This is a genomic window from Martinezella multihospitum (assembly GCF_900094585.1).
GTDB classification, from domain to species: Bacteria; Pseudomonadota; Alphaproteobacteria; order Rhizobiales; family Rhizobiaceae; genus Rhizobium; species Rhizobium multihospitium.
In genome coordinates, this window is the sequence record NZ_FMAG01000002.1 from 615,900 (window position 1) to 634,539 (window position 18,640).

General features: G+C 60.2%; 16 protein-coding genes. 5 read left to right on the forward strand and 11 right to left on the reverse strand.

The features are described from left to right. Positions 1-251 precede the first annotated feature (251 nt). A complete protein-coding gene (locus GA0061103_RS09850; protein ID WP_092710296.1) occupies positions 252-1,103 on the forward strand; it encodes a hypothetical protein in 852 nt (283 codons plus the stop codon). Positions 1,104-1,178: 75 nt separating this feature from the next. Here the strand turns inward: GA0061103_RS09850 and GA0061103_RS35010 are convergent, their stop codons facing one another. The 7 genes from GA0061103_RS35010 to GA0061103_RS09880 all read right to left on the reverse strand — a co-directional run bounded on the left by GA0061103_RS35010 (position 1,179) and on the right by GA0061103_RS09880 (position 9,761). Then, entirely contained in the window at positions 1,179-1,343 is a 165-nt protein-coding gene (locus tag GA0061103_RS35010; RefSeq protein ID WP_167376560.1) for a hypothetical protein, read from the reverse strand. Positions 1,344-1,402: 59 nt separating this feature from the next. After that, complete coding sequence (locus GA0061103_RS09855) at positions 1,403-1,594, reverse strand: hypothetical protein (RefSeq protein WP_092710297.1); 192 nt, start codon at positions 1,592-1,594, stop codon at positions 1,403-1,405. A gap of 138 nt (positions 1,595-1,732) precedes the next feature. After that, a complete protein-coding gene (locus tag GA0061103_RS09860) occupies positions 1,733-2,623 on the reverse strand; it encodes a uracil-DNA glycosylase (RefSeq protein ID WP_092710300.1) in 891 nt (296 codons plus the stop codon). Positions 2,624-2,678: 55 nt separating this feature from the next. Further along, the gene (locus GA0061103_RS09865) at positions 2,679-3,968 is read right to left on the reverse strand and encodes an Hsp70 family protein (protein ID WP_092710302.1); all 1,290 of its coding nucleotides are present in this window, start codon (positions 3,966-3,968) and stop codon (positions 2,679-2,681) included. Positions 3,969-4,195: 227 nt separating this feature from the next. Then, positions 4,196-7,315, reverse strand: coding sequence for an efflux RND transporter permease subunit (locus GA0061103_RS09870; RefSeq protein ID WP_092710305.1), 3,120 nt, complete (start codon positions 7,313-7,315; stop codon positions 4,196-4,198). Further along, positions 7,312-8,544 carry an efflux RND transporter periplasmic adaptor subunit gene (locus tag GA0061103_RS09875; RefSeq protein ID WP_092710307.1) on the reverse strand — a complete coding sequence of 411 codons (1,233 nt, stop codon included), beginning with the start codon at positions 8,542-8,544 and terminating at the stop codon, positions 7,312-7,314. Before GA0061103_RS09875 ends, GA0061103_RS09870 begins: the two co-directional genes overlap by 4 nt. Positions 8,545-8,972: 428 nt before the next feature. Further along, positions 8,973-9,761, reverse strand: a complete 789-nt coding sequence (locus GA0061103_RS09880; RefSeq protein ID WP_092710310.1) for an SDR family oxidoreductase — start codon at positions 9,759-9,761, stop codon at positions 8,973-8,975. A 292-nt stretch (positions 9,762-10,053) separates the two neighbouring features. Here GA0061103_RS09880 and GA0061103_RS09885 point away from each other — a divergent pair, with 292 nt between their 5' ends. Further along, complete coding sequence (locus GA0061103_RS09885) at positions 10,054-11,718, forward strand: electron transfer flavoprotein-ubiquinone oxidoreductase (RefSeq protein ID WP_092710312.1); 1,665 nt, start codon at positions 10,054-10,056, stop codon at positions 11,716-11,718. A gap of 6 nt (positions 11,719-11,724) precedes the next feature. Then, positions 11,725-12,252 (forward strand): GNAT family N-acetyltransferase, encoded by a 528-nt coding sequence (locus GA0061103_RS09890; RefSeq protein ID WP_092710315.1) that lies wholly within the window; start codon positions 11,725-11,727, stop codon positions 12,250-12,252. 72 nt (positions 12,253-12,324) lie between these two features. On the opposite strand, the gene GA0061103_RS09895 is transcribed toward GA0061103_RS09890, so the two are convergent. Continuing rightward, entirely contained in the window at positions 12,325-13,239 is a 915-nt protein-coding gene (locus GA0061103_RS09895) for a DMT family transporter (RefSeq protein ID WP_092711230.1), read from the reverse strand. A gap of 96 nt (positions 13,240-13,335) precedes the next feature. Here GA0061103_RS09895 and GA0061103_RS09900 point away from each other — a divergent pair, with 96 nt between their 5' ends. Beyond that, complete coding sequence (locus GA0061103_RS09900; protein WP_425349482.1) at positions 13,336-13,857, forward strand: Lrp/AsnC family transcriptional regulator; 522 nt, start codon at positions 13,336-13,338, stop codon at positions 13,855-13,857. 66 nt (positions 13,858-13,923) lie between these two features. Here the strand turns inward: GA0061103_RS09900 and mgtE are convergent, their stop codons facing one another. After that, positions 13,924-15,297, reverse strand: a complete 1,374-nt coding sequence (gene mgtE / locus GA0061103_RS09905) for a magnesium transporter (RefSeq protein WP_092710321.1) — start codon at positions 15,295-15,297, stop codon at positions 13,924-13,926. Between the two features lie 354 nt (positions 15,298-15,651). After that, a complete protein-coding gene (locus GA0061103_RS09910; protein ID WP_092710322.1) occupies positions 15,652-16,665 on the reverse strand; it encodes a zinc-binding alcohol dehydrogenase family protein in 1,014 nt (337 codons plus the stop codon). 104 nt (positions 16,666-16,769) lie between these two features. Here GA0061103_RS09910 and GA0061103_RS09915 point away from each other — a divergent pair, with 104 nt between their 5' ends. Beyond that, positions 16,770-17,171, forward strand: a complete 402-nt coding sequence (locus GA0061103_RS09915) for a winged helix-turn-helix transcriptional regulator (RefSeq protein ID WP_092710325.1) — start codon at positions 16,770-16,772, stop codon at positions 17,169-17,171. On the opposite strand, the gene GA0061103_RS09920 is transcribed toward GA0061103_RS09915, so the two are convergent. Then, entirely contained in the window at positions 17,136-18,353 is a 1,218-nt protein-coding gene (locus GA0061103_RS09920) for an MFS transporter (protein WP_092710326.1), read from the reverse strand. The two genes, GA0061103_RS09915 and GA0061103_RS09920, sit on opposite strands and share 36 nt — an antisense overlap. Between the last annotated feature and the right edge of the window lie 287 nt (positions 18,354-18,640).

Sequence of the window (18,640 nt, forward strand, 5' to 3'; positions counted from 1 at the left end):
GCAGTACAATTGCTACCATAACGTTCAGGTGGATCATCATGACTGCGTTGCCGTTAGATGCAGGCCGTTACGGTTGGGAAACAATAATTTAAAGTAAATTATTTGTTTAACTCCTTGCGATATAAAGGCGCTTGCATAACTATAGCATGCTATTAGATGTCGGAATTATGATCGATTCCGATGATTTCGTTCACAAAAATGAAACATCCACTTTCTGTTGCTTTTTAAGAAGGGCACCCCAGGAGGCCCGATTGAATTTTCCCATCGAGCAGCTTGCTCGTCATCCCAAGTTCGTAGCATCCTTGAGCTTTCTCTCCGAGACATTGCGTAACCGTTATGACAGCGGCCCAAGGGTTGCGCGCATGCTCGCCTCACACCAGCGCTGGCTTCTGACCCAGGCCGCCTATGCGCTGCATCTTGAATATGATCCGGGGATTCCGGGCTCAGGACTGACCGCCGTTGCCCTGCGCAATCTCATCACGCATTACCGCATCGCCAGCCGCAATACCGTCCTGAGTTTCATTGAGGAACTGCTGACCTATCGCTTCCTGGAGCTTGCTCCGGGACCCGCACGCCGTCCGCGCCGCTACGTACCGACCGAAATCAGCTACACGGCGATGTTTGGATGGTATCTCGCCAATCTGGCCGCGCTCGATCTTCTTGATGCTGGTAGCCGCGCCGCTGCGCTTGTCGCGTCGCCGATGCTGATGGATCTGGCACAGCCGCGCATGACCCGCAATTGTCTGGCGGCCGACATCTGGCGCGAACCACCGGAAAGCGTCGGCCTGTTTCTTTGGACGGAATCCGGCGGTCTTGTTGTCGATCATATCATGTCCAGGCTCGACCTCGGCGGAGAAGCCGGCGATCGAATCGACATCGGCCATGTCGATGCCCGCGCTCTGGCGGCGCATTTCATGATATCGCGCACCCATTTGCAGCGTCTCCTGCGCAAATCTGCCGATCGCGGAGACATCGGTTGGCACGACGAAGCCAAGAAGACGCGTATGTGGATATCGCGCAATTTTCTCGAACAGTATTGCGGATGGCAGGCCGTGAAATTGGCGGCAGTCGACGAGGCCTTCGCCTGGGCGCGGTCCGCCTAGAGGGCAAGGGCTCTCTCGGATCTGCCCGTTCGGCTCGAACGGAAGATCAGGCAGCGTAATTCTGCCCGTGAAATCTCAAAGTGGAATGCTTGTCTCGACGATCCGGGCAGCACTTGTGCTGCGGCATTCGTCCTTATGAAAATTGCGTGCGCGCTCGAATTCCTCGGCGGCCCGCACCGCGGAGCCGATATGGCCGACGGAATCGAGCAGAGCGATGAATGAACGCAAACCCGAAGACATGATGGAAATCCTGATACTTGAACGTTACGCTGGATCGCCCGGCAAGTCGCGCCCGCAGGTTAGCAGGCGCGGAAATCGGCGAAAATGGCCGTCGGGCGGCTGATGCGAGCCGAGATGCCGGTGCCTCGCGCGGTCATCTGCTCATTGGCAGCGATGCCGAGATTGCGATGGCCGTTTATGGCGCGCACGGGCTCGATGGCGCGGCGCAGGGTATCAAACCCGCAGTGAATAGGGCGAAAACGTGCAGTCATTGCCTTGGTTCCTTTCGAATTCCTCCCAAGACAACCCATATATTGCAGTGCAGCATAGATTCTGCAATGCACAACAAAAGAAGACTGCCATGCCGAAAATGCATGACTAGTGTCATTCTCCGTTAATACCTGTTGGAATTAGCCTATTATTTCAGCGGCGATATAATTCTTGAAGGCCAGAAGATCGCTCCAGGAGAGGCGTTTATTGATCGGCGCGGTCAGCAATTCTTGCGGATGCAGGCTGGCAATAGCGGGGACGCTTCGGCCGAGAATGCTGATTTCCCGCCATTGTCCGCGCAATCCATGGATGGTTTCGCCACCGCCGAAAAAGTGGCGGGCGGTGAAATTGCCGAGCAGAAGCACAGCTTTCGGCTCAGCAAGCGCAATCTGCCGTTCTATGAACGGCCGGCATATCTCGATTTCCGGCGGGGAAGGGGCGCGGTTGCCCGGCGGCCGCCATGGAATGACGTTGGTGAGCAGGATCGAATCGCGCTGCAGGCCGATGGCGGCGAGCATCCTGTCGAGCAACTGTCCTGCGCGGCCGGCAAACGGCGCCCCCTCGCGATCATCGTCGGCGCTCGGCATCGGGCCGATCACCATGATCCGGCCTTCCGGAGTTCCGCTGGCAAAGATCGTCGAGCGGGCGCTGTTCTTGAGATTGCAGCCATTGAAGGCTTCGATCGCAGTCTTCAGTTCGCTCAGCGATCGCGCACTCTCGGCCGCGAATCGGGCCTGTTCCACGGCTTGCTCGTCGGGAATGGCCGGTGTTGCGCGCGGCGGTGCTGCTGCGGCAGGCGTCGCCGGCTTTGCGGCCTGGCGGCGCTCGGGCTGCGGCCGTGTGGCGGGTGCTGGCGCTTCGGCCCGTGGCGGCGGCGCTGTTCTCGCCCCTTGCCGCGCGGCGCGCATCGTCTCGAATTCGGCAAACCGATCCACCGGCTGCTCTTCCAGCAGCCAATCAACGCCGGCATCCGCATGGAAATGCAGAAGGGCGGCAAGCTCGGCCGGTGTGAGGTCGCTGGCGGAAATCATGGGCGAACTCTAACCAAAGCGGCGCAGGAACGAAAGGGCAGGGTGGTCGACTATCTCAAGCCGTCCACTGGGCGATATCGTCGCGCTCGCCGATCAGGGCAAGACCGTGGGCGATCGACAACAGTTCGCCGCCCGTTTCGATCCGCTCCTGACCAAAGCGCTCCGTGAAGATACGGCGCACGGCTGGCACGAAAGAGGTGCCGCCTGTCAGGAACACCTTGTCGATCGCATCGGGCGATGTGTTCGTCGTTGTCAGCACATCGTCGAGAGCGCCTTCGATGCGGGCGAGGTCTTCCGCAATCCACGTCTCGAAATCGGCGCGGCGCACATGCTTGCGGCCGGCCTTGCCGAGCGGTGGGAAGTTGAATTCGGCTTCTTCTTCGCTCGAAAGCGCCATCTTCGTTGCCGATACGGCCTGATAGAGCGGGTAGCCTTCGTCATGCTCGACGAGCTCGATGAAGGTCTCCAGCTTCTCCGGCTCCAGGCTGCTGCGCACCAGCGTCTTCAGGTCGGCATATTCGCGCGAGGTCTTGAAGATCGAAAGCTGGTTCCAGCGGCCGAAATTAGCGTAGTACGAGGTCGGAACTTCCAAGAGCTTGTCGAAGCTCTTGAAGAAGCTGCCCTTGCCGATCGCCGGCGAGACGATGTTGTCGATCATCCGGAAGTCGAAATGATCGCCGGCAATGCCCACACCGGAATGGCCGATGGGCTTTGCCGTCAGCTTGCCGCCGTGGGTCTCGAAACGGATGAGCGAATAATCGGTCGTACCGCCGCCGAAGTCGGCGACCAGTACGGTCGCATCCTTCTTCAGATGCTGGGCGAAATAGAAGGCCGCCGCGACCGGCTCGTAGACATAATGGATCTCCGGGAAGCCGAACCGCGCAAGGGCGGCATTGTAGCGCTCCGTGGCAAGGGCAGGGTTCGGATTGGCGCCGGCAAAATGCACCGGTCGTCCGGTGACGATGCGCGAAACATTTTCCGGCCAGCCCTCTCCGGCATAGGCGCGCAGGCGGCGCACGAAGATCTCCATCAGATCCTCGAAGCTGTGCCGCTTGGCGAAGATCAGCGTGCCCTGGAAGAGCGCGCTTGCCGCAAAGGTCTTGATCGACTGCAGGAAGCGACAGTCGCCGGGATTGTCGATGAACTGCCGGATTGCCGCATGCCCGGCTTCGACCTTGAGCGCGGCCGCACCCAGCCCCGGATCCTTCATGAAGGACAGCGCGGTGCGCATGCTGTCGGCGGTGCCGGCAGCGCTGTTGAAGGCGACCGATTGTGTCGCGGGTCCATCGGCCATCGCCAGAACCGTGTTCGTCGTGCCGAAGTCGAAACCAAGCGCCCGAGCCATGCCCGCACTCCTTTCCGTCGAAATTGTCTGGATTGGGGCCAAGCCCCTGATGGGACGCATGACGCGCCCTGTCGCAAAGAGGGCGCGTCATGACATGGCTGGACGTCAAGTTCAAGACGGGGAGGCGGTTTTATTTTGTGCCGCCGCCGCATCGCCGGCAGTGTTTCACCGGCGATGCGTTTCGCTTTGCCTGGAAAGGAACGGGCGCCTTTCGGCGCCCGCTCTTGTCATTCCGCGGCAATCGCCGAAGGCGGTTCCTTTTGGTGCGGGTCGCCATCCTTGCTTCGGCCGAAACGCCCGAGGAAGTCGCTCAGGCGGTTCATCTCAAGGAAGATGACCGGCGTGATGAACAAGGTCAGAAGCTGCGAAACCACGAGGCCGCCAACCACGGCGATACCGAGTGGCTGGCGCAGCTCGGAGCTTGCGCCGCCGCCGACCGCGATCGGCAGAGCACCGAGCAGGGCGCAGAAGGTGGTCATCATGATCGGGCGGAAACGGCGTACGCAGGCTTCGTGGATCGCTTCCGCCGCCGACATGCCTGTACTTGAACGCAAGGTTTCCAGCGCCACGTCGATCATCATGATCGCGTTTTTCTTGACGATACCGATCAGCATCAGCAAGCCGATGAGTGCGATGACCGACAGGTCGAAGCCGAAGATCTTCAGAGCCAGCAGTGCGCCGAGAGCAGCGGCCGGCAGACCGGACAGAATGGTCAGCGGGTGGATGAAGCTCTCGTAGAGAACGCCGAGAACCATATAGATCGTCAGCACCGCAGCGAGGATCAGGTAGGGTGTGCTGCCCTGCGACTGCTGGAAGATCTGCGCCGTACCGCCATAGGACGTGAAGATGTCCGCCGGCATGTTGATGTCCTTCTTGATCTGTTCGATCTGTGCCGTGGCGTCGCCAAGCGCTTCGCCGGCCGGCAGGTTGAAGGATACCGTGGTCGAGACGAGCTGGCCGGTCTGGTTGATGGTCACCGGACCGGTGTTGCGCTCGATATGGGCGAAGGCCGATAACGGAACCTGCTGGCCGCTCGAAGACGTCACATGGATACGCGACAGTTTCTGGTCGTCCCAGGGCTGGTTCGCGTCATACTCGATGATCACGTCGTAGCTGTCGCCGGTCGACTGAATCTGTGCGGCGGCATAGTCGCTGAAGGCCTCTTCAAGCGTGGTGCGCAGCAGGTTATTGTTGACGCCGTAGGCGGCAGCCTTCTCCGTATCGACCACGATATTGGCCTGCAATGCGTTATATTGCGCGTCGGTGGTCACGTCGGTGAAACGTGGATCCTTGCGCATTTCCTGCAGCATCTTGTTGGCCCATTGGTTCGTCAGATCGGCGTTGAGTGCCTGGACGACGAGCTGATACTGGCTGGCCGTCTGGCGTCCGCCGAAGCGAAGGCTTTGCTGAGGGTTGATGAAGACCTGTATGCCCGGGATCTTGGCGACGGCGGCGCGCATTTCGCGCAAAGTCTGGTCGAGTGGCGGACGATCCTTCTTATCCTTCAGCTGAGCGTAGATCGTACCATTGTTGAGTGTCTGGCGAGCGCTGGCGCCGACAACCGACATCACGTGCTCGACGGCAGGATTCGCCTTGATCGCCGCAGCGGCCTGGTTCTGCAGGTCACGCATCGCCGGATAGGAGATATCCTGGCGGGCGCGCGTTGAAATCTGCAGCCGGCCGATGTCTTCCTGCGGGAAGAAGCTGGCTGGCAGTGTCAGGAAGAGATAGGCCGAGAGCGCGACCGAAGCGAGGAAGCTTCCAAGCACGATGTAGCGATGGCGAATACACCATTCCACGCCCTTGCCGTAGTTGACCTCGGTCCAGTTGAAGCCCTTGTTGAAAAGGCGCACCGGCAGGGGAGGATGGCTGTGGGCGTTGGAGAGACGTGAGCCGAGCATCGGCGTGACGGTCAGCGAGACCACGGCGGACGAAACGATGGCAATGGCCACCACCATGCCGAATTCGTTGAAGATGCGGCCGACGACGCCACCCATCAGCAGGATAGGGATGAACACGGCGATCAGCGAGATAGACATGGAGATAATCGTATAGCTGACTTCGCCCGCGCCCTTGATGGCCGCCTGCAGCGCCGGCATACCTTCTTCCATGTGCCGCAGAATGTTCTCCAGCATCACGATGGCGTCGTCCACCACGAGACCGACCGCGATCGTCAATCCGAGCAGTGAGATATTGTCGACGCTATAGCCGAGCACATACATCATGCCGAAGGTCGATATCAGTGAAAGAGGCACGGCGAGGCCGGGAATAATCGTTGCCGTCACGTGGCCCGTGAACAGGTAAATGACGAGAACGACGAGGCCGATGGTCAGCAGCAGGGTAAACTTGACGTCCGAGATGGCCTCGCGGATCGGCTGGGCCGAGTCGTTCATGACGGTCATCTTGACGGAAGCCGGCATTTCGGCCTGCAGTTTCGGCAGTGTCTTGTTGACGGCATCGACGACGTCGACGGTATTGGCATCGGGCTGGCGTTGAATAGCCAGAATGATCGCCCGCTGGCCATCATACCAGCTGCCGATATTCTGGTTTTCGACGCTGTCCTGCACGTCGGCGACGTCGCCGAGGTGAATTGGCTTGCCGTTGGGATTGGCAATCACAAGTGTGCGAAACTCGTCGGCGTTGACGCGCTGCGTATCCGCATTGATCGTCATGCTCTGCGCCGAGTCTTGCAACGTGCCGACCGGGACCTGGTTGTTGGCGTTGACAACGGCTGTATTGACCGTGTCGATGCCGATGCCGCGATCCAGAAGCTTGTTGGGATCGACGTCGATACGCACCGCGTAGGTCTGCGCTCCGTTTACGGTCACTTCAGCGACGCCAGGTAGTGTCGAGATCGATGGAGAGATGATGTTCTCGGCGATATCGTCGAGCTTGCTGCGCTGCAAGGTGTCGCTTTGTACGGCGATCAGCATGACAGGCGCATCGGCCGGGTTGGTCTTCCTGTAGCTTGGCGGGGTGGTCAGGTTGTTGGGAAGTTTTCTTTGCGCGGTCGAGATCGCCGCCTGCACGTCACCGGCGGCCGCATCGATGTTGCGGTCGAGATTGAACTGCAGCACGATGCTGGTATTGCCGAGCGAGTTTGTCGAAGAAATTTCGCTGATGCCGGGGATCGTCTCGAACTGCTTGATCAGCGGCGTGGCGACAGATGTCGCCATTGTCTGTGGTGAGGCGCCCGTCAGCTGGGCCGAGACGTTGATCGTCGGGAAGTCCACCTGCGGCACCGCCGCGACGGGGATGAGCTGATAGCCGGCGAGACCGGCAAGAACCACACCGATCGCAAGAAGCGTAGTCGCGACCGGACGCTGGATACAGAAGGTCGGGATCATTGTTGCGCTCCAACGGCGATGGTTTCAGTTTTTCCATCATCAGCGGAAGCGACTTTCTCGTTCGGATTGTCGCTGAACTGTTCCTTGACTTCGGTGCCGTTGTTCAATTGCGACTGGCCTTCGACAACGACATGATCGCCGACCGAAAGGCCCGTGGCGACGGCTGTGCGACCGCCATTGGCACGAGCAATTGTCACCGGCGTGATCTTGACCTTGTTGTCCTTCACCACAAAGGCGATATAGCCGTCCGGCCCCGGGCTGACGGCAACGGTCGGCACGACGATAAGCTGCTCATTGTCGGCAAAGTGAACCATGACGTTCGCGGAGCGTCCCGGCCACAGGGCGCCGTTGGCATTTTCGAAGGTTGCCTTCACAGCGATCGTTCCGGAAGCCTGGTCGACTGTGTTGTCATAAAAGGTGATCGTTCCGGTGCGGGGCTTGCCCTGTGCGGAACGAGGAACAGTGGTCACCTGGACAGGACCCGCAGCCATCTGCTCCTGCAGTTCGCGCAGGTTGTTTTCCTGCAAGGTGAACTTGATGTATGCCGGATTATATTTGGCAATCGTGACGATTGACGTGCCGGCGCTGACATAAGCACCCAGGCTCAATTGAACATCTCCAAGCCGGCCATCATAGGGTGCCCGTATGTCGGTGTTTCCGAGCAGAACCTGATCCGAGGCAAGCTGTGCCTGGTCCGCGCTGAGCGTGGCAATGGCGGCGTCGCGGGTCGCACGCGCTTCGTCGGCAGTCGCCTGAGTGCCGGCGCTGCTCGTGAGCAGGCTATTGGCACGGGTGAGCGCGGTCTCCGCTTGGGCAAGGTTTGCCTGGTCTTTCGTAATGTTCGCCTGGTCCTTGTTGACAGCAGCCTGTGCCGTACGAGGATCGAGCTTTGCGATCAGATCGCCGGCTTTGACCGTCGCGCCATCTTTCACCGCAATCTGCGTGATCAGCCCGGCTTCCTGCGCGGCGATCGTCGTTGAATCGATCGGCACGACCCAGCCGGTCGCGGGGACATCCATGGGAAGCGCAGTTTTGACGGCGGCAACCGTCTTTACGGCGATTGGGCCTGCCTGACGCTTGCTGCCGGCCTGCGCCGCCTTGCTAGCGTCTTTGGTCTCTGCCGAAGCCCGGTCGATGAATGTTGAAAGAAAAGGAATGCGGTCGCGATAACCCCAGGCAACAAGGGCTGCGACGACGAGAAGGCCGAGGGGAAGCCAGAATTTTTTCATACTTAAAGAACCAGTCGGGGCTTGTTGCAGGAAACGCGGTGACGTTGAAGTGTATTTATTGCGTCGCACAACAAAGACGAGCTTCGCCGCAATCCATACATCGCCGTTACCGCTAACGTTCGGTAATTCTGTCCCTTTAACGCGAATTCATGAACGCTGATGCTCTGCAATCTACCACAGTTCCGCACGACGAAAAATTAAAGCTTGGAAAGCTTTGGAATTGCTTCGACTTGTGCAGTGCAACAAATGGTCAAATGACTATTTTTTGGTTGCCGTTACGTAATGATTGGCCGGCTCGGCGGCGCAATGCGGCATTTATAGTGAAAGGCGTGTTGCAAACCTCATGATGGCTGCTGTCGCCGTTCACGCAATTGTGTTGTCGGCCCCTTTGCTTGCAAGGGGCCGATCATTGCTTGCTCTTAATGACTTTAAAGAGAGCGGGCCGCTCCGCCATCGCAACGGACCAGCGTTCCTGTCACGTAGCTTGCCGGTTCGCTACATAGAAATGCGGCCGTCGCCGCGAATTCCTCGACCTGGCCATAGCGGCCGGCGGGAATGCGCTGCTGGCGCTCGGCGCTGACGTCTTCCAGGCTCCGGCCGCCGCGTTTGGCTGCTGCCGTATCCAGCTCAGCCAGCCGGTCGGTCGCGATGCTGCCAGGCAGAAGCATGTTCACTGTAATGCCATGTGCCGCCACCTCGCTGGCCAGCGTCTTGCTCCAGCCCACAAGCGCCGGGCGCAGCGTGTTGGAAAGCGCAAGATTAGGAATGGGCTCGATGACGCCGGAGGAGGCGACGGTGAGGATGCGTCCCCAGCCCTGTGCCTTCATGCCCGGTAAGAGAGCATTGGTGAGCGTAATGATCCGCGACACCATGGAGATGAAATAGGTCTCCAGCCGGTCGGCGATCATATCTTCCGTCGTGCCGGGCGTCGGGCCGCCGCTGTTGTTGACGAGAATGTCGATGCCACCCAATTTCTCGGTCGCGGCCTTGGTGACGACATCCACGAAGTTTTCGTCGTTGAGGTCGGCCCAGATCCAGTCGGCTCGGCCTTTGCCTTCGGCATTGATGGCCTTGCAATTGCTTTCAAGCCTTTCGCCGCTGCGGCCGCAGAGTAGGACGTTCACACCCTCGCGGGCGAGCGCCACGGCGATGCCATGGCCCAGCCCCTTCGATGAGGCGAGCACCAGTGCGCGCTTTCCGCCAATACGAAGATCCATCTTAATCACCCTTCATGCTATTCGGATTGTCTGATCGGCATTTATAGAGGGCCATCGGGCGACTATGGAAGGTGCGCTTCACAACTGACAGCAAATACCATCAGAATATTGACGTTAACGTAAGGGTAATTTAACTTGTTTTCCGTGTTGGGCAAATTGGAGGATTGCCTGTCGCTTCCCGGCTCGACAATCCCCTCCCATTTTGACAAGAGATAACCGAAGCGGGGAAGACGCCCAAGGGGACAAGGCTGCGATCCGAGATGATTGGACGCCGGCCAAGCGGAGAAGATGAATGACTGACGCGAACGAGCTGCCGGAACGCGAGAGCATGGAATTCGACGTCGTGATCGTCGGCGCAGGCCCTGCGGGCTTGTCGGCCGCGATCCGGTTGAAGCAGATCAATCCGGATCTGACCGTCGTCGTGCTCGAGAAGGGCGCCGAAGTCGGCGCGCATATTCTGTCGGGCGCTGTCGTCGATCCGATCGGCATCGACCGCCTGTTGCCTGACTGGCGCGAAGAGGAGGGGCATCCCTTCAAGACAAAAGTCACGTCGGATCACTTCCTGTTCCTCGGCCCCGCCGGCTCGATCCGCCTGCCGAACTTCCTGATGCCGCCGCTGATGAACAATCACGGCAACTACATCGTCTCGCTCGGCAACGTCTGTCGTTGGCTGGCCGAAAAGGCCGAAGCCCTCGGCGTCGAAATCTATCCCGGCTTTGCCGCGACCGAAGTGCTTTATAATGACGAGGGTGCCGTCATCGGTGTCGCCACCGGCGACATGGGCATCGAGAAGAACGGCGAACCCGGCCCGAACTACACACGCGGCATGGCGCTTCTCGGCAAATATGTGCTGATCGGCGAAGGCGTTCGCGGTTCGCTCGCCAAGCAGCTGATCGCAAAGTTCGATCTGGCTCGGGACAGCGACGTGCCGAAGTTCGGCATCGGCATCAAGGAACTCTGGGAAGTCAAGCGCGAGAACCACAAGAAAGGCCTCGTGCAGCATTCCTTCGGCTGGCCGCTGGGCATGAAGACGGGTGGCGGCTCTTTCCTCTATCATCTGGAGGACAATCTGGTCGCCGTCGGCTTCGTCGTCCATTTGAACTACAAGAACCCCTATCTCTTCCCCTTCGAGGAATTCCAGCGTTTCAAGACGCATCCGGCGATCCGCGGCACTTTCGAGGGCGGCAAGCGTATCTCCTATGGCGCCCGCGCCATCACCGAGGGCGGCTGGCAGTCCGTACCGAAGCTCACTTTCCCTGGCGGCGCGTTGATCGGCTGCTCCGCCGGCTTCGTCAATGTTCCCCGCATCAAGGGCAGCCACAATGCAGTGCTCTCAGGCATCCTGGCGGCAGACAAGATTGCCGATGCGATCGCCGCTGGCCGCGGCAATGATGAAGTGATCGAGATCGAGAACGAATGGCGCCAGACGGATATCGGCAAGGATCTGAAGCGCGTCCGCAACGTCAAGCCGCTCTGGTCGAAGTTCGGCACGGCGATCGGCGTCACGCTTGGCGGCCTCGACATGTGGACGAACCAGCTGTTCGGCTTCTCCTTCTTCGGCACGCTGAAACATGGCAAGACGGATGCGGCCTCGCTGGAGCCAGCGGCCCAGCATCAGAAGATCGACTATCCGAAGCCGGATGGCGTCTTGACCTTCGACCGGCTGTCCTCGGTGTTCCTGTCGAACACCAACCATGAGGAAGACCAGCCGGTGCATCTGAGGGTTGGCGACATGGCGCTGCAGGTCTCGTCGGAGCACGACGTCTTTGCCGGGCCGTCGACGCGCTACTGTCCGGCAGGCGTCTACGAGTGGGTGGAGAAGGATGGCAAGGAAACCTTTGTCATCAACGCCCAGAACTGTGTTCACTGCAAGACCTGCGATATCAAGGACCCCAACCAGAACATCAACTGGGTGCCGCCGCAGGGCGGCGAGGGACCTGTCTATCCCAATATGTGAGATGGAATGACCGAGATCGATCAAAGCGCCTGGACGATCCGTTCGGCCAGGGCCGATGAGCTGCATCTGCTCGCGGCCATAGAGATCGATGCCTTCTGGGCTCTGCATGAGGCCGGCGCGGTCGCCTGCGAGCCGACGTCGCTGCCGCTCGATGTCCTGCAACAATCCCTGACGGAGCAATTGCTGTTCGTTGCCGTCGACGGTGAAGATCGGCCATTCGGTTTTTTGGCCGGCATTATGAAGGATGGCTCGGTTCACATCGCCGAAATCGATGTCGTCAGGCGCCGGCAGAAGCAGGGCGTCGGACGACGGCTGATGGAAGCTGCGATCGAAGCGGCGAGAGCGCAAGAGGCCGCAGGCGTCACTCTGACTACGGATCGGCAGGTGGCTTTTAACGCGCCATTTTATGCCTCGGTGGGGTTTCGCATCCTGGGTGACGAGGAACGGCCGGCGGTTCTCACGCAGATCCTGGAAAATGAAGTCGCGCATGGTGCGGATCCAGCGAGACGCGTGGCAATGGCCCTTCGATTTTGATCCTGGTTTTAAGAATAAAAAACAGCGGCTCAGCATTTCGCCGAACCGTTCCTTATTTCCGTAAGATGTAAATCAATGCTGGGCAGGCTTGCGAGCGAGCAGGCCGGTGGAAAGGGCAACGCCGGCGCCGGTGACGATCGCAGCTGCAATGCCGGCCATTCCGATTTCTTCACCGAGCAGGAAGCCGCCGCCGATTGTGGCTAGGACGGGGGTGATGGCGGTGAAGGCTGCGGCCTGGGTGCCGCCGAGAGCCTGGACGGCAAGGCCATAGGCCAGCGTGGCGGCAAGGCCGGAGAGCAGGCCCTGGCTGACGATCTGCAGGCCGATTTCCGGCAGCGGCACCGAAGTCAGCGAGCTGCCGAAAACAGCGGCCAGGCCGAGATGGATCAGGAACGACCAGGCGGCGATGATGGCGCTGGACTGCACGGCGTTCAGCCCGGAGCGGCGGAAGGCGTGGGTATAGCTTGCCCAGAGCACCGCCGACAGCGGCAGCAGCGTAAAGCCTTCCCAGGAGATCTGCACGCCATAGAGGCTGCGTGCCAGGAGGATCACGACGCCGGCAACGATGCCGCCAAGGCCGAGCCAGCGGGTGATATCAAGCCGTTCGCGAAACAGCAGCACGCCGATCAGGGCGGTTGCCAGCGGCATGGAGCCGCCGAGCAGGATGCCGGCCGACGAGGCAGGTGTGAACTGGATGGCGAAGGTGGTCAGCTGGAAGAAGAGGGCGCCGGAGCCGCAGACCATCAGTGCCAGCAGCTTCAGCGGTACGCCCTTCGGCAGCAGGCCTGTCTTCCACCAGACGGGTGCCAGCACCAACGCCGGCACGCCATAGCGGATCAGGCCGAGATCGATGGTGCTCATCTGCGTTTCGGCGGTGTGGCGGGTTGCAAGAATCCAGTTCGCCCAGATCAAGACGGTAACGACGGCGCCGGCATAGCCGACCATGGTGGGGGTTGCCTTGCGGGTGGAGAGAGACAAAGCGGTCATCGACATATCCTTTCCAACGATCCGGTTCTCTTTCGAATGAAGAGAAGATAGCGCCGAAGGCCGAGGCATGTCCTTGCTAGTTATGGCTCAAAAATCATGCTATCAGCAATAATCTGCCAATATAGGCAACTGGATTTCTCAGATATGCTAAAACTGGATAAATTCGATATTGCGATCCTCAACTGCCTGCAGGAGGATGCGCGCGCCACCAATGTCGAGATTGCCGAGCGGGTGAACCTCTCGCCGTCCCCCTGCCTCAGGCGCATTCGAAATCTGGAAAAATCCGGGCTCCTGCGCGGCTACCGCGCTGATATCGATCGCAAGGAAGCCGGTCTCGGCCTGACGGTCTTCGTGGAGCTGAAGGTCGGCCATCACTCGAAGGAGAACTCCGAAATGCAGCAGGCAGCATTGCTCGCCATTCCGGAGGTCGTCGCCTGCCATCTGATCTCGGGCACGGCCGATTTCCTGGCGGAGGTCGTAGTGGAGGATCTTGCCGCCTATGAGAAGGTCCTGTCGGAAAAGCTTTTGGTCCTTCCCGGCGTGGTCGATCTGCGCTCTAATTTCGCGATCCGCACCATCAAGACCAATGGGCCGCTGAAATTGCCACAGCCTGAATGAAGCAGCCGGACCGGAAATGAAAAAGGGGCCGTTGCCGGCCCCTTCGCGATAGGAATTTGATTATCCTCAAAGCATCGTGCCGCTGAGGATCAGCAGCGCGACCGAGAAGTAGATCACCAGGCCCGTGACATCGACCAGCGTCGCGACAAAAGGCGCTGAGGCGCTGGCCGGGTCGAGGCGCAGCTTCTGCAAGACGAACGGCAGCATCGAGCCGGCGAGCGAGCCGAAGGTGACGATGCCGATCAACGCCGCAAAGACGGTCAAGGCGACCAGCTGCCAGTGCGGGCCGTAATCGAACAGGCCGATGGTCTGCCAGAGGATGATTCGGGCAAAGCCGACGAGGCCGAGGATCGCGCCGAGCACGATGCCTGTGGGAAGTTCGCGCAATGCCACGCGCCACCAGTCCGAAAGCTTGAGTTCGCCAAGCGCCAGCGCCCGGATGATCAGCGAGGTTGCCTGCGAGCCGGAATTGCCGCCCGAGCTCATGATCAGCGGAATGAAGAGCGTCAGCACGACGGCCTTTTCCAACTCGCCCTCGAAGTGCTGCATGGCGCTTGCCGTCAGCATTTCGCCAAGGAAAAGGGCGGCGAGCCAGCCGGCGCGTTTGCGGATCATGCCGGCGAAGCTGATCTTCATGTAGGGCTGGCCGAGAGCTTCCATGCCGCCGAACTTCTGAGCGTCTTCCGTGGTATCGGCGATCATCGTGTCGATGACGTCGTCGACGGTAACGATCCCGAGCATATGGCCCTTGTCGTCGACAACGGGCAGTGCAAGCAGATCGTGGCGGCGGATGAGGCGGGCGACATCTTCCTGCTTCATTAGCGGCGGCGCGGTGACCGGCGTGCCCTTCTGGGCAACCGTCAGGATACAGGCATCGGGCTCACCGGTGATGAGGCGGCGCAGCGTCACGACATGCAGCAGCACATGCGTCTCGTCATCGAGCACATAGATGGCATAGACCGTCTCGCGGGAGCGCTCGACCTGGCGAACGTGATCGAGCGTCTGCGCAACCGTCCAGCTTGCGAGCACGCTGACGAATTCCGTCGTCATGATGCCGCCAGCCGTGCGCGGCGGGTAGCCCATCAGGCCTTGGATCGCCTGCCTTGCATGCTCGTCAAAGGTGGCGAAGAGCCGGGCACGCGTGTCGATATCCATCTCGAGCAGCACGTCGGCGACGCGGTCGTTGGACATGCCATGCAGTAGCCGCGAGGCGTCCGCATTGCCCATGACTTCGAGAATGGCGTGCGCGTTGCGCAGTTCCGGTCGGTCGAGAATGCGCACGGCACGCTCTTCCGGCATTTTGGCGAGGATGCGGGCAGCCTCTGCCACATCTGTTGCGTTCAGAGCCTCGACGCGTTCCGCAATGGTGACGGCGCGATTGTTATTGATGAATGCACGAGCGGCATTGCCGGCCCGCGCGGGAAAGCTGTTGATGTTCATTATAGCTCGCCTTTCCGGTCGATCCGCCGTCGTAGCGGATCGTGGCGAGCCGACAGGAGTCGGTTAATGCACGAATGCTACTGACGGCAAAGGCAATCGACTACTACTGTCGCTAGGCATCGAAAGATGGCTCCGGTTAATCGGTATGGAAAACGCTGTTCCCCACGTGCGGAGAAGTCGCGCCGAAGGCATAAAAAGTCAAGAGGCCGAAGAGCCTAAACGCTCGATCCTGCGATAAAAATTTGTTTAGGCGGCTGCAAATTTTTGCGATGCAACAAAACCTGGTGCAAATGCGTTGAAACAATGCAGCCGGACGCCATGCGCCCGACCATATTTATCGTGAATTTTATGTCTTCAGAAGCCGGCCAGAACGACCTTGCCCTTCATCTTGCCGGTCTCGACGAGAGCATGCGCCTTCTTGAGATTAGCGGCGTTGATCGTACCCGTGGTCTCCGTCAGCGTTGACCTGATCTTGCCCGCATCCACCAGTTCGGCGACCTTCGTCAAGAGCTTGTGCTGCTCGATCATGTCGGCGGTGTTGAAGAGGGGGCGGGTGAACATCAACTCCCAATGGGTCGATACCGCCTTGCGCTTGAAGGGAACGACATCGAGCGTTTTCGGGTCGTCGATCAGGGCGAACCGGCCCTGTGGCGCAATGGCCTCGACGATCGAGCCGATATGGTCCGACGTGTTGGTCGTCGAGAAGACGAAGGCCGGCGCACCGATGCCGAGCGCCTCGATCTGCGGCGCAAGCGGCCTGGAATGGTCGATGACGTGATGGGCACCCAGTTCCTTCACCCAGGCCTGCGTTTCCGGCCGAGATGCCGTGGCGATGATGGTGAGATCGGTCAGTGCGCCGGCAATCTGGATGGCGATCGATCCGACCCCGCCGGCTCCGCCAATGATAAGGATAGCATTGGCGGCGCCGGGAACCGGATCCTGCACCTTCAGCCGATCGAACAGTGTCTCGTAGGCCGTGATCGAGGTCAGTGGCAGCGCGGCGGCGGCTGGAAAATCCAAGCTCTTCGGTTTCGCGCCGACGATGCGCTCGTCGACAAGCTGGAATTCGGCATTCGATCCATCGCGGCTGATAGAACCTGCATAGAAGACCTCATCGCCTGGCTTGAATATGGTGACATCGGGGCCAACCGCCTTGACGATGCCGGCGGCATCCCAGCCGAGGATCTTATAGGCGCCTTCGCTCGGAGTGACGTTGGCACGGACCTTGACGTCGACCGGGTTGACGGAAACGGCATTCACTTCGACCAGCAGATCATGCCCCCTTGCCTCGGGCGTCGGCAGCTCGACGTCGATCAGGGATGTTTCGACTGAGATGGGCTGTGGTTGCTTGTAGGCGACTGCGCGCATGGGAGAAGCTCCTGGGTTGGTTGCACAGAGGCTAGATGCGCATTATCCTCAAAAGGCGCAAGAATGCACAAATTCTGTACGTAGGTACAAAAAGGATACTGTCGATGTCGGCTCCCCGCTCCAAGCTTGTCAGGAATTTCCCCGGATGCCCGGTCGAGGCGACACTGAGCCTGCTCGACGGCAAATGGAAAGGCGTGATCCTGTTTCACCTGATGGAGGGAACGCTGCGCTTCAACGAAATCCGCCGCAAGCTGCCGTCGGTGACGCAGCGCATGCTGACCAAGCAATTGCGGGAGCTGGAGGAATCCGGGCTGGTATCACGCACCGTCTTTCCGGTCGTGCCGCCGCGCGTCGACTACGCGCTGACGCCGCTTGGCGCCAGCCTCGGGCCGATCATCAAGGCGATGGCCGTATGGGGCGAGGAGAATGTATTTTGCCACAACGGCCGGCAGGAACTGGCCGCGCCGCCGTCACGCGTGTCCGGTGCGGCGCTCCAGGCCAACTGACACGGCGAAGACTGCAAGACCACCGACCGAGAGCACTGCGCCGACATAGCCGGTCGCAGCCGCGGTAAAGCCCCAGGAAATCACCAGGCCGCCGAGCCAGGCGCCGAGCGCATTGGCGATGTTGAAGGCCGAGTGATTGGAGGCGGCGGCCAGCGTCTGCGCATCCGCGGCCACATCCATCAGGCGCGTCTGCACGGCAGGGCAGGCGGCAAAGCCGCAGCCGATCAGGAAGACGCAGATGCAGAGCATGACGGGATTGGCAGCTGTCAGCGAGAAGAGTGTCATGATGACGATATTGAAGACCATCATGCCGCCGATCGTTCCCTTGATCGAGATGTCGCCAAGGCGCGAGCCGACGATATTGCCGACATTCATGCCGATGCCGAAGAGGGCAAGCACGACCGGCACCATGGCGGTGCCGAGGCCTGCAACGTCGGTCGTCGTCGTTGCGACATAGCTGAAGATCGAGAACATGCCGCCGAAGCCGACGGCAGCGACCCCGAGCGTCAGCCAGACCTGAATGCGCTTCAGCGCACCGAGCTCGCGCGTGATGCTGGCGCCTTCCTCGACCCTATCCTTCGGCAGGAAGAGGGCGATCAGCAGCATGGTCGCAAGGCCGATGGCGCCAACCATCATGAAGGCCGCCCGCCAATTCAGAAGCTGTCCGAGGAAAGTCGCGATGGGCGTACCGATCAGCGTCGCGATCGTGAGGCCAAGCATGACCTGACCGACGGCACGGACGCGGCGATGGACCGGCACCATGGACGCGGCAACGAGTGCTGCCACGCCGAAATAGGCACCATGCGGCAGGCCGGTGATGAAGCGCAGCGCCGTAAAGCTTTCGAAGGTTGGCGCAAAGGCGCTGGAAATATTGCCGGCGGCAAAGATCGCCATCATCAAGAGGAGCAGCGTGCGGCGCGCCATCTTGGCGGCGAGCACGGCAATGATCGGCGCACCGACCACGACGCCGAGCGCGTAGGCGCTGATCACATGACCGGCTTCCGGTGTCGTCACGCCAAAGGTGTCGGCTACGTTAGGCAGCAGTCCCATGATGACGAATTCGCCCGTACCGATACCGAAGCTGCCGACAGCCAGCGCCAAAGTCACCAGTGCGATCGCGGTGCGCGACGGCGCCTCCAGGGCGGTTTGGGTATCGAGGACCTCGGCGGTAATATCGCTCACGAAAACTCCTTGGGCGGCACATGAAGATCAAGCGCCGCGAATCAGACTGCAAACTCCGGTTATGCCGCGTTCAGTGCATCAAACTGGGATATGGGACTGGCGAGGCACGGACATGCCTCCGTTGATACTATCAATGACGATAGTGCGTCTGTCGCGTGCATTTTTTGCAGTGCAGCATGTCGGAGCATGCATAAGTGCGCTGCGGCGATCGGGCGAAGCGGCCGCAATGCTTGAAATCCTTCCATCCAAAACCATCTGAGAAGAAGCGCACGGGGGCTTCAGCCCCT

Excerpts from the sequence above, each read along its gene's own strand:
- GA0061103_RS09900 (WP_425349482.1), top strand. The coding sequence starts at position 13,336 with ATGCTATCAGCAATAATCTGCCAATATAGGCAACTGGATTTCTCAGAT.
- GA0061103_RS09910 (WP_092710322.1), bottom strand. The coding sequence starts at position 16,665 with ATGCGCGCAGTCGCCTACAAGCAACCACAGCCCATCTCAGTCGAAACA.
- GA0061103_RS35010 (WP_167376560.1), bottom strand. The coding sequence starts at position 1,343 with ATGTCTTCGGGTTTGCGTTCATTCATCGCTCTGCTCGATTCCGTCGGC.
- GA0061103_RS09855 (WP_092710297.1), bottom strand. The coding sequence starts at position 1,594 with ATGACTGCACGTTTTCGCCCTATTCACTGCGGGTTTGATACCCTGCGC.
- GA0061103_RS09890 (WP_092710315.1), top strand. The coding sequence starts at position 11,725 with ATGACCGAGATCGATCAAAGCGCCTGGACGATCCGTTCGGCCAGGGCC.
- GA0061103_RS09860 (WP_092710300.1), bottom strand. The coding sequence starts at position 2,623 with ATGATTTCCGCCAGCGACCTCACACCGGCCGAGCTTGCCGCCCTTCTG.
- GA0061103_RS09880 (WP_092710310.1), bottom strand. The coding sequence starts at position 9,761 with ATGGATCTTCGTATTGGCGGAAAGCGCGCACTGGTGCTCGCCTCATCG.
- GA0061103_RS09875 (WP_092710307.1), bottom strand. The coding sequence starts at position 8,544 with ATGAAAAAATTCTGGCTTCCCCTCGGCCTTCTCGTCGTCGCAGCCCTT.
- GA0061103_RS09865 (WP_092710302.1), bottom strand. The coding sequence starts at position 3,968 with ATGGCTCGGGCGCTTGGTTTCGACTTCGGCACGACGAACACGGTTCTG.
- GA0061103_RS09885 (WP_092710312.1), top strand. The coding sequence starts at position 10,054 with ATGACTGACGCGAACGAGCTGCCGGAACGCGAGAGCATGGAATTCGAC.
- GA0061103_RS09895 (WP_092711230.1), bottom strand. The coding sequence starts at position 13,239 with ATGACCGCTTTGTCTCTCTCCACCCGCAAGGCAACCCCCACCATGGTC.
- mgtE (WP_092710321.1), bottom strand. The coding sequence starts at position 15,297 with ATGAACATCAACAGCTTTCCCGCGCGGGCCGGCAATGCCGCTCGTGCA.
- GA0061103_RS09870 (WP_092710305.1), bottom strand. The coding sequence starts at position 7,315 with ATGATCCCGACCTTCTGTATCCAGCGTCCGGTCGCGACTACGCTTCTT.
- GA0061103_RS09915 (WP_092710325.1), top strand. The coding sequence starts at position 16,770 with ATGTCGGCTCCCCGCTCCAAGCTTGTCAGGAATTTCCCCGGATGCCCG.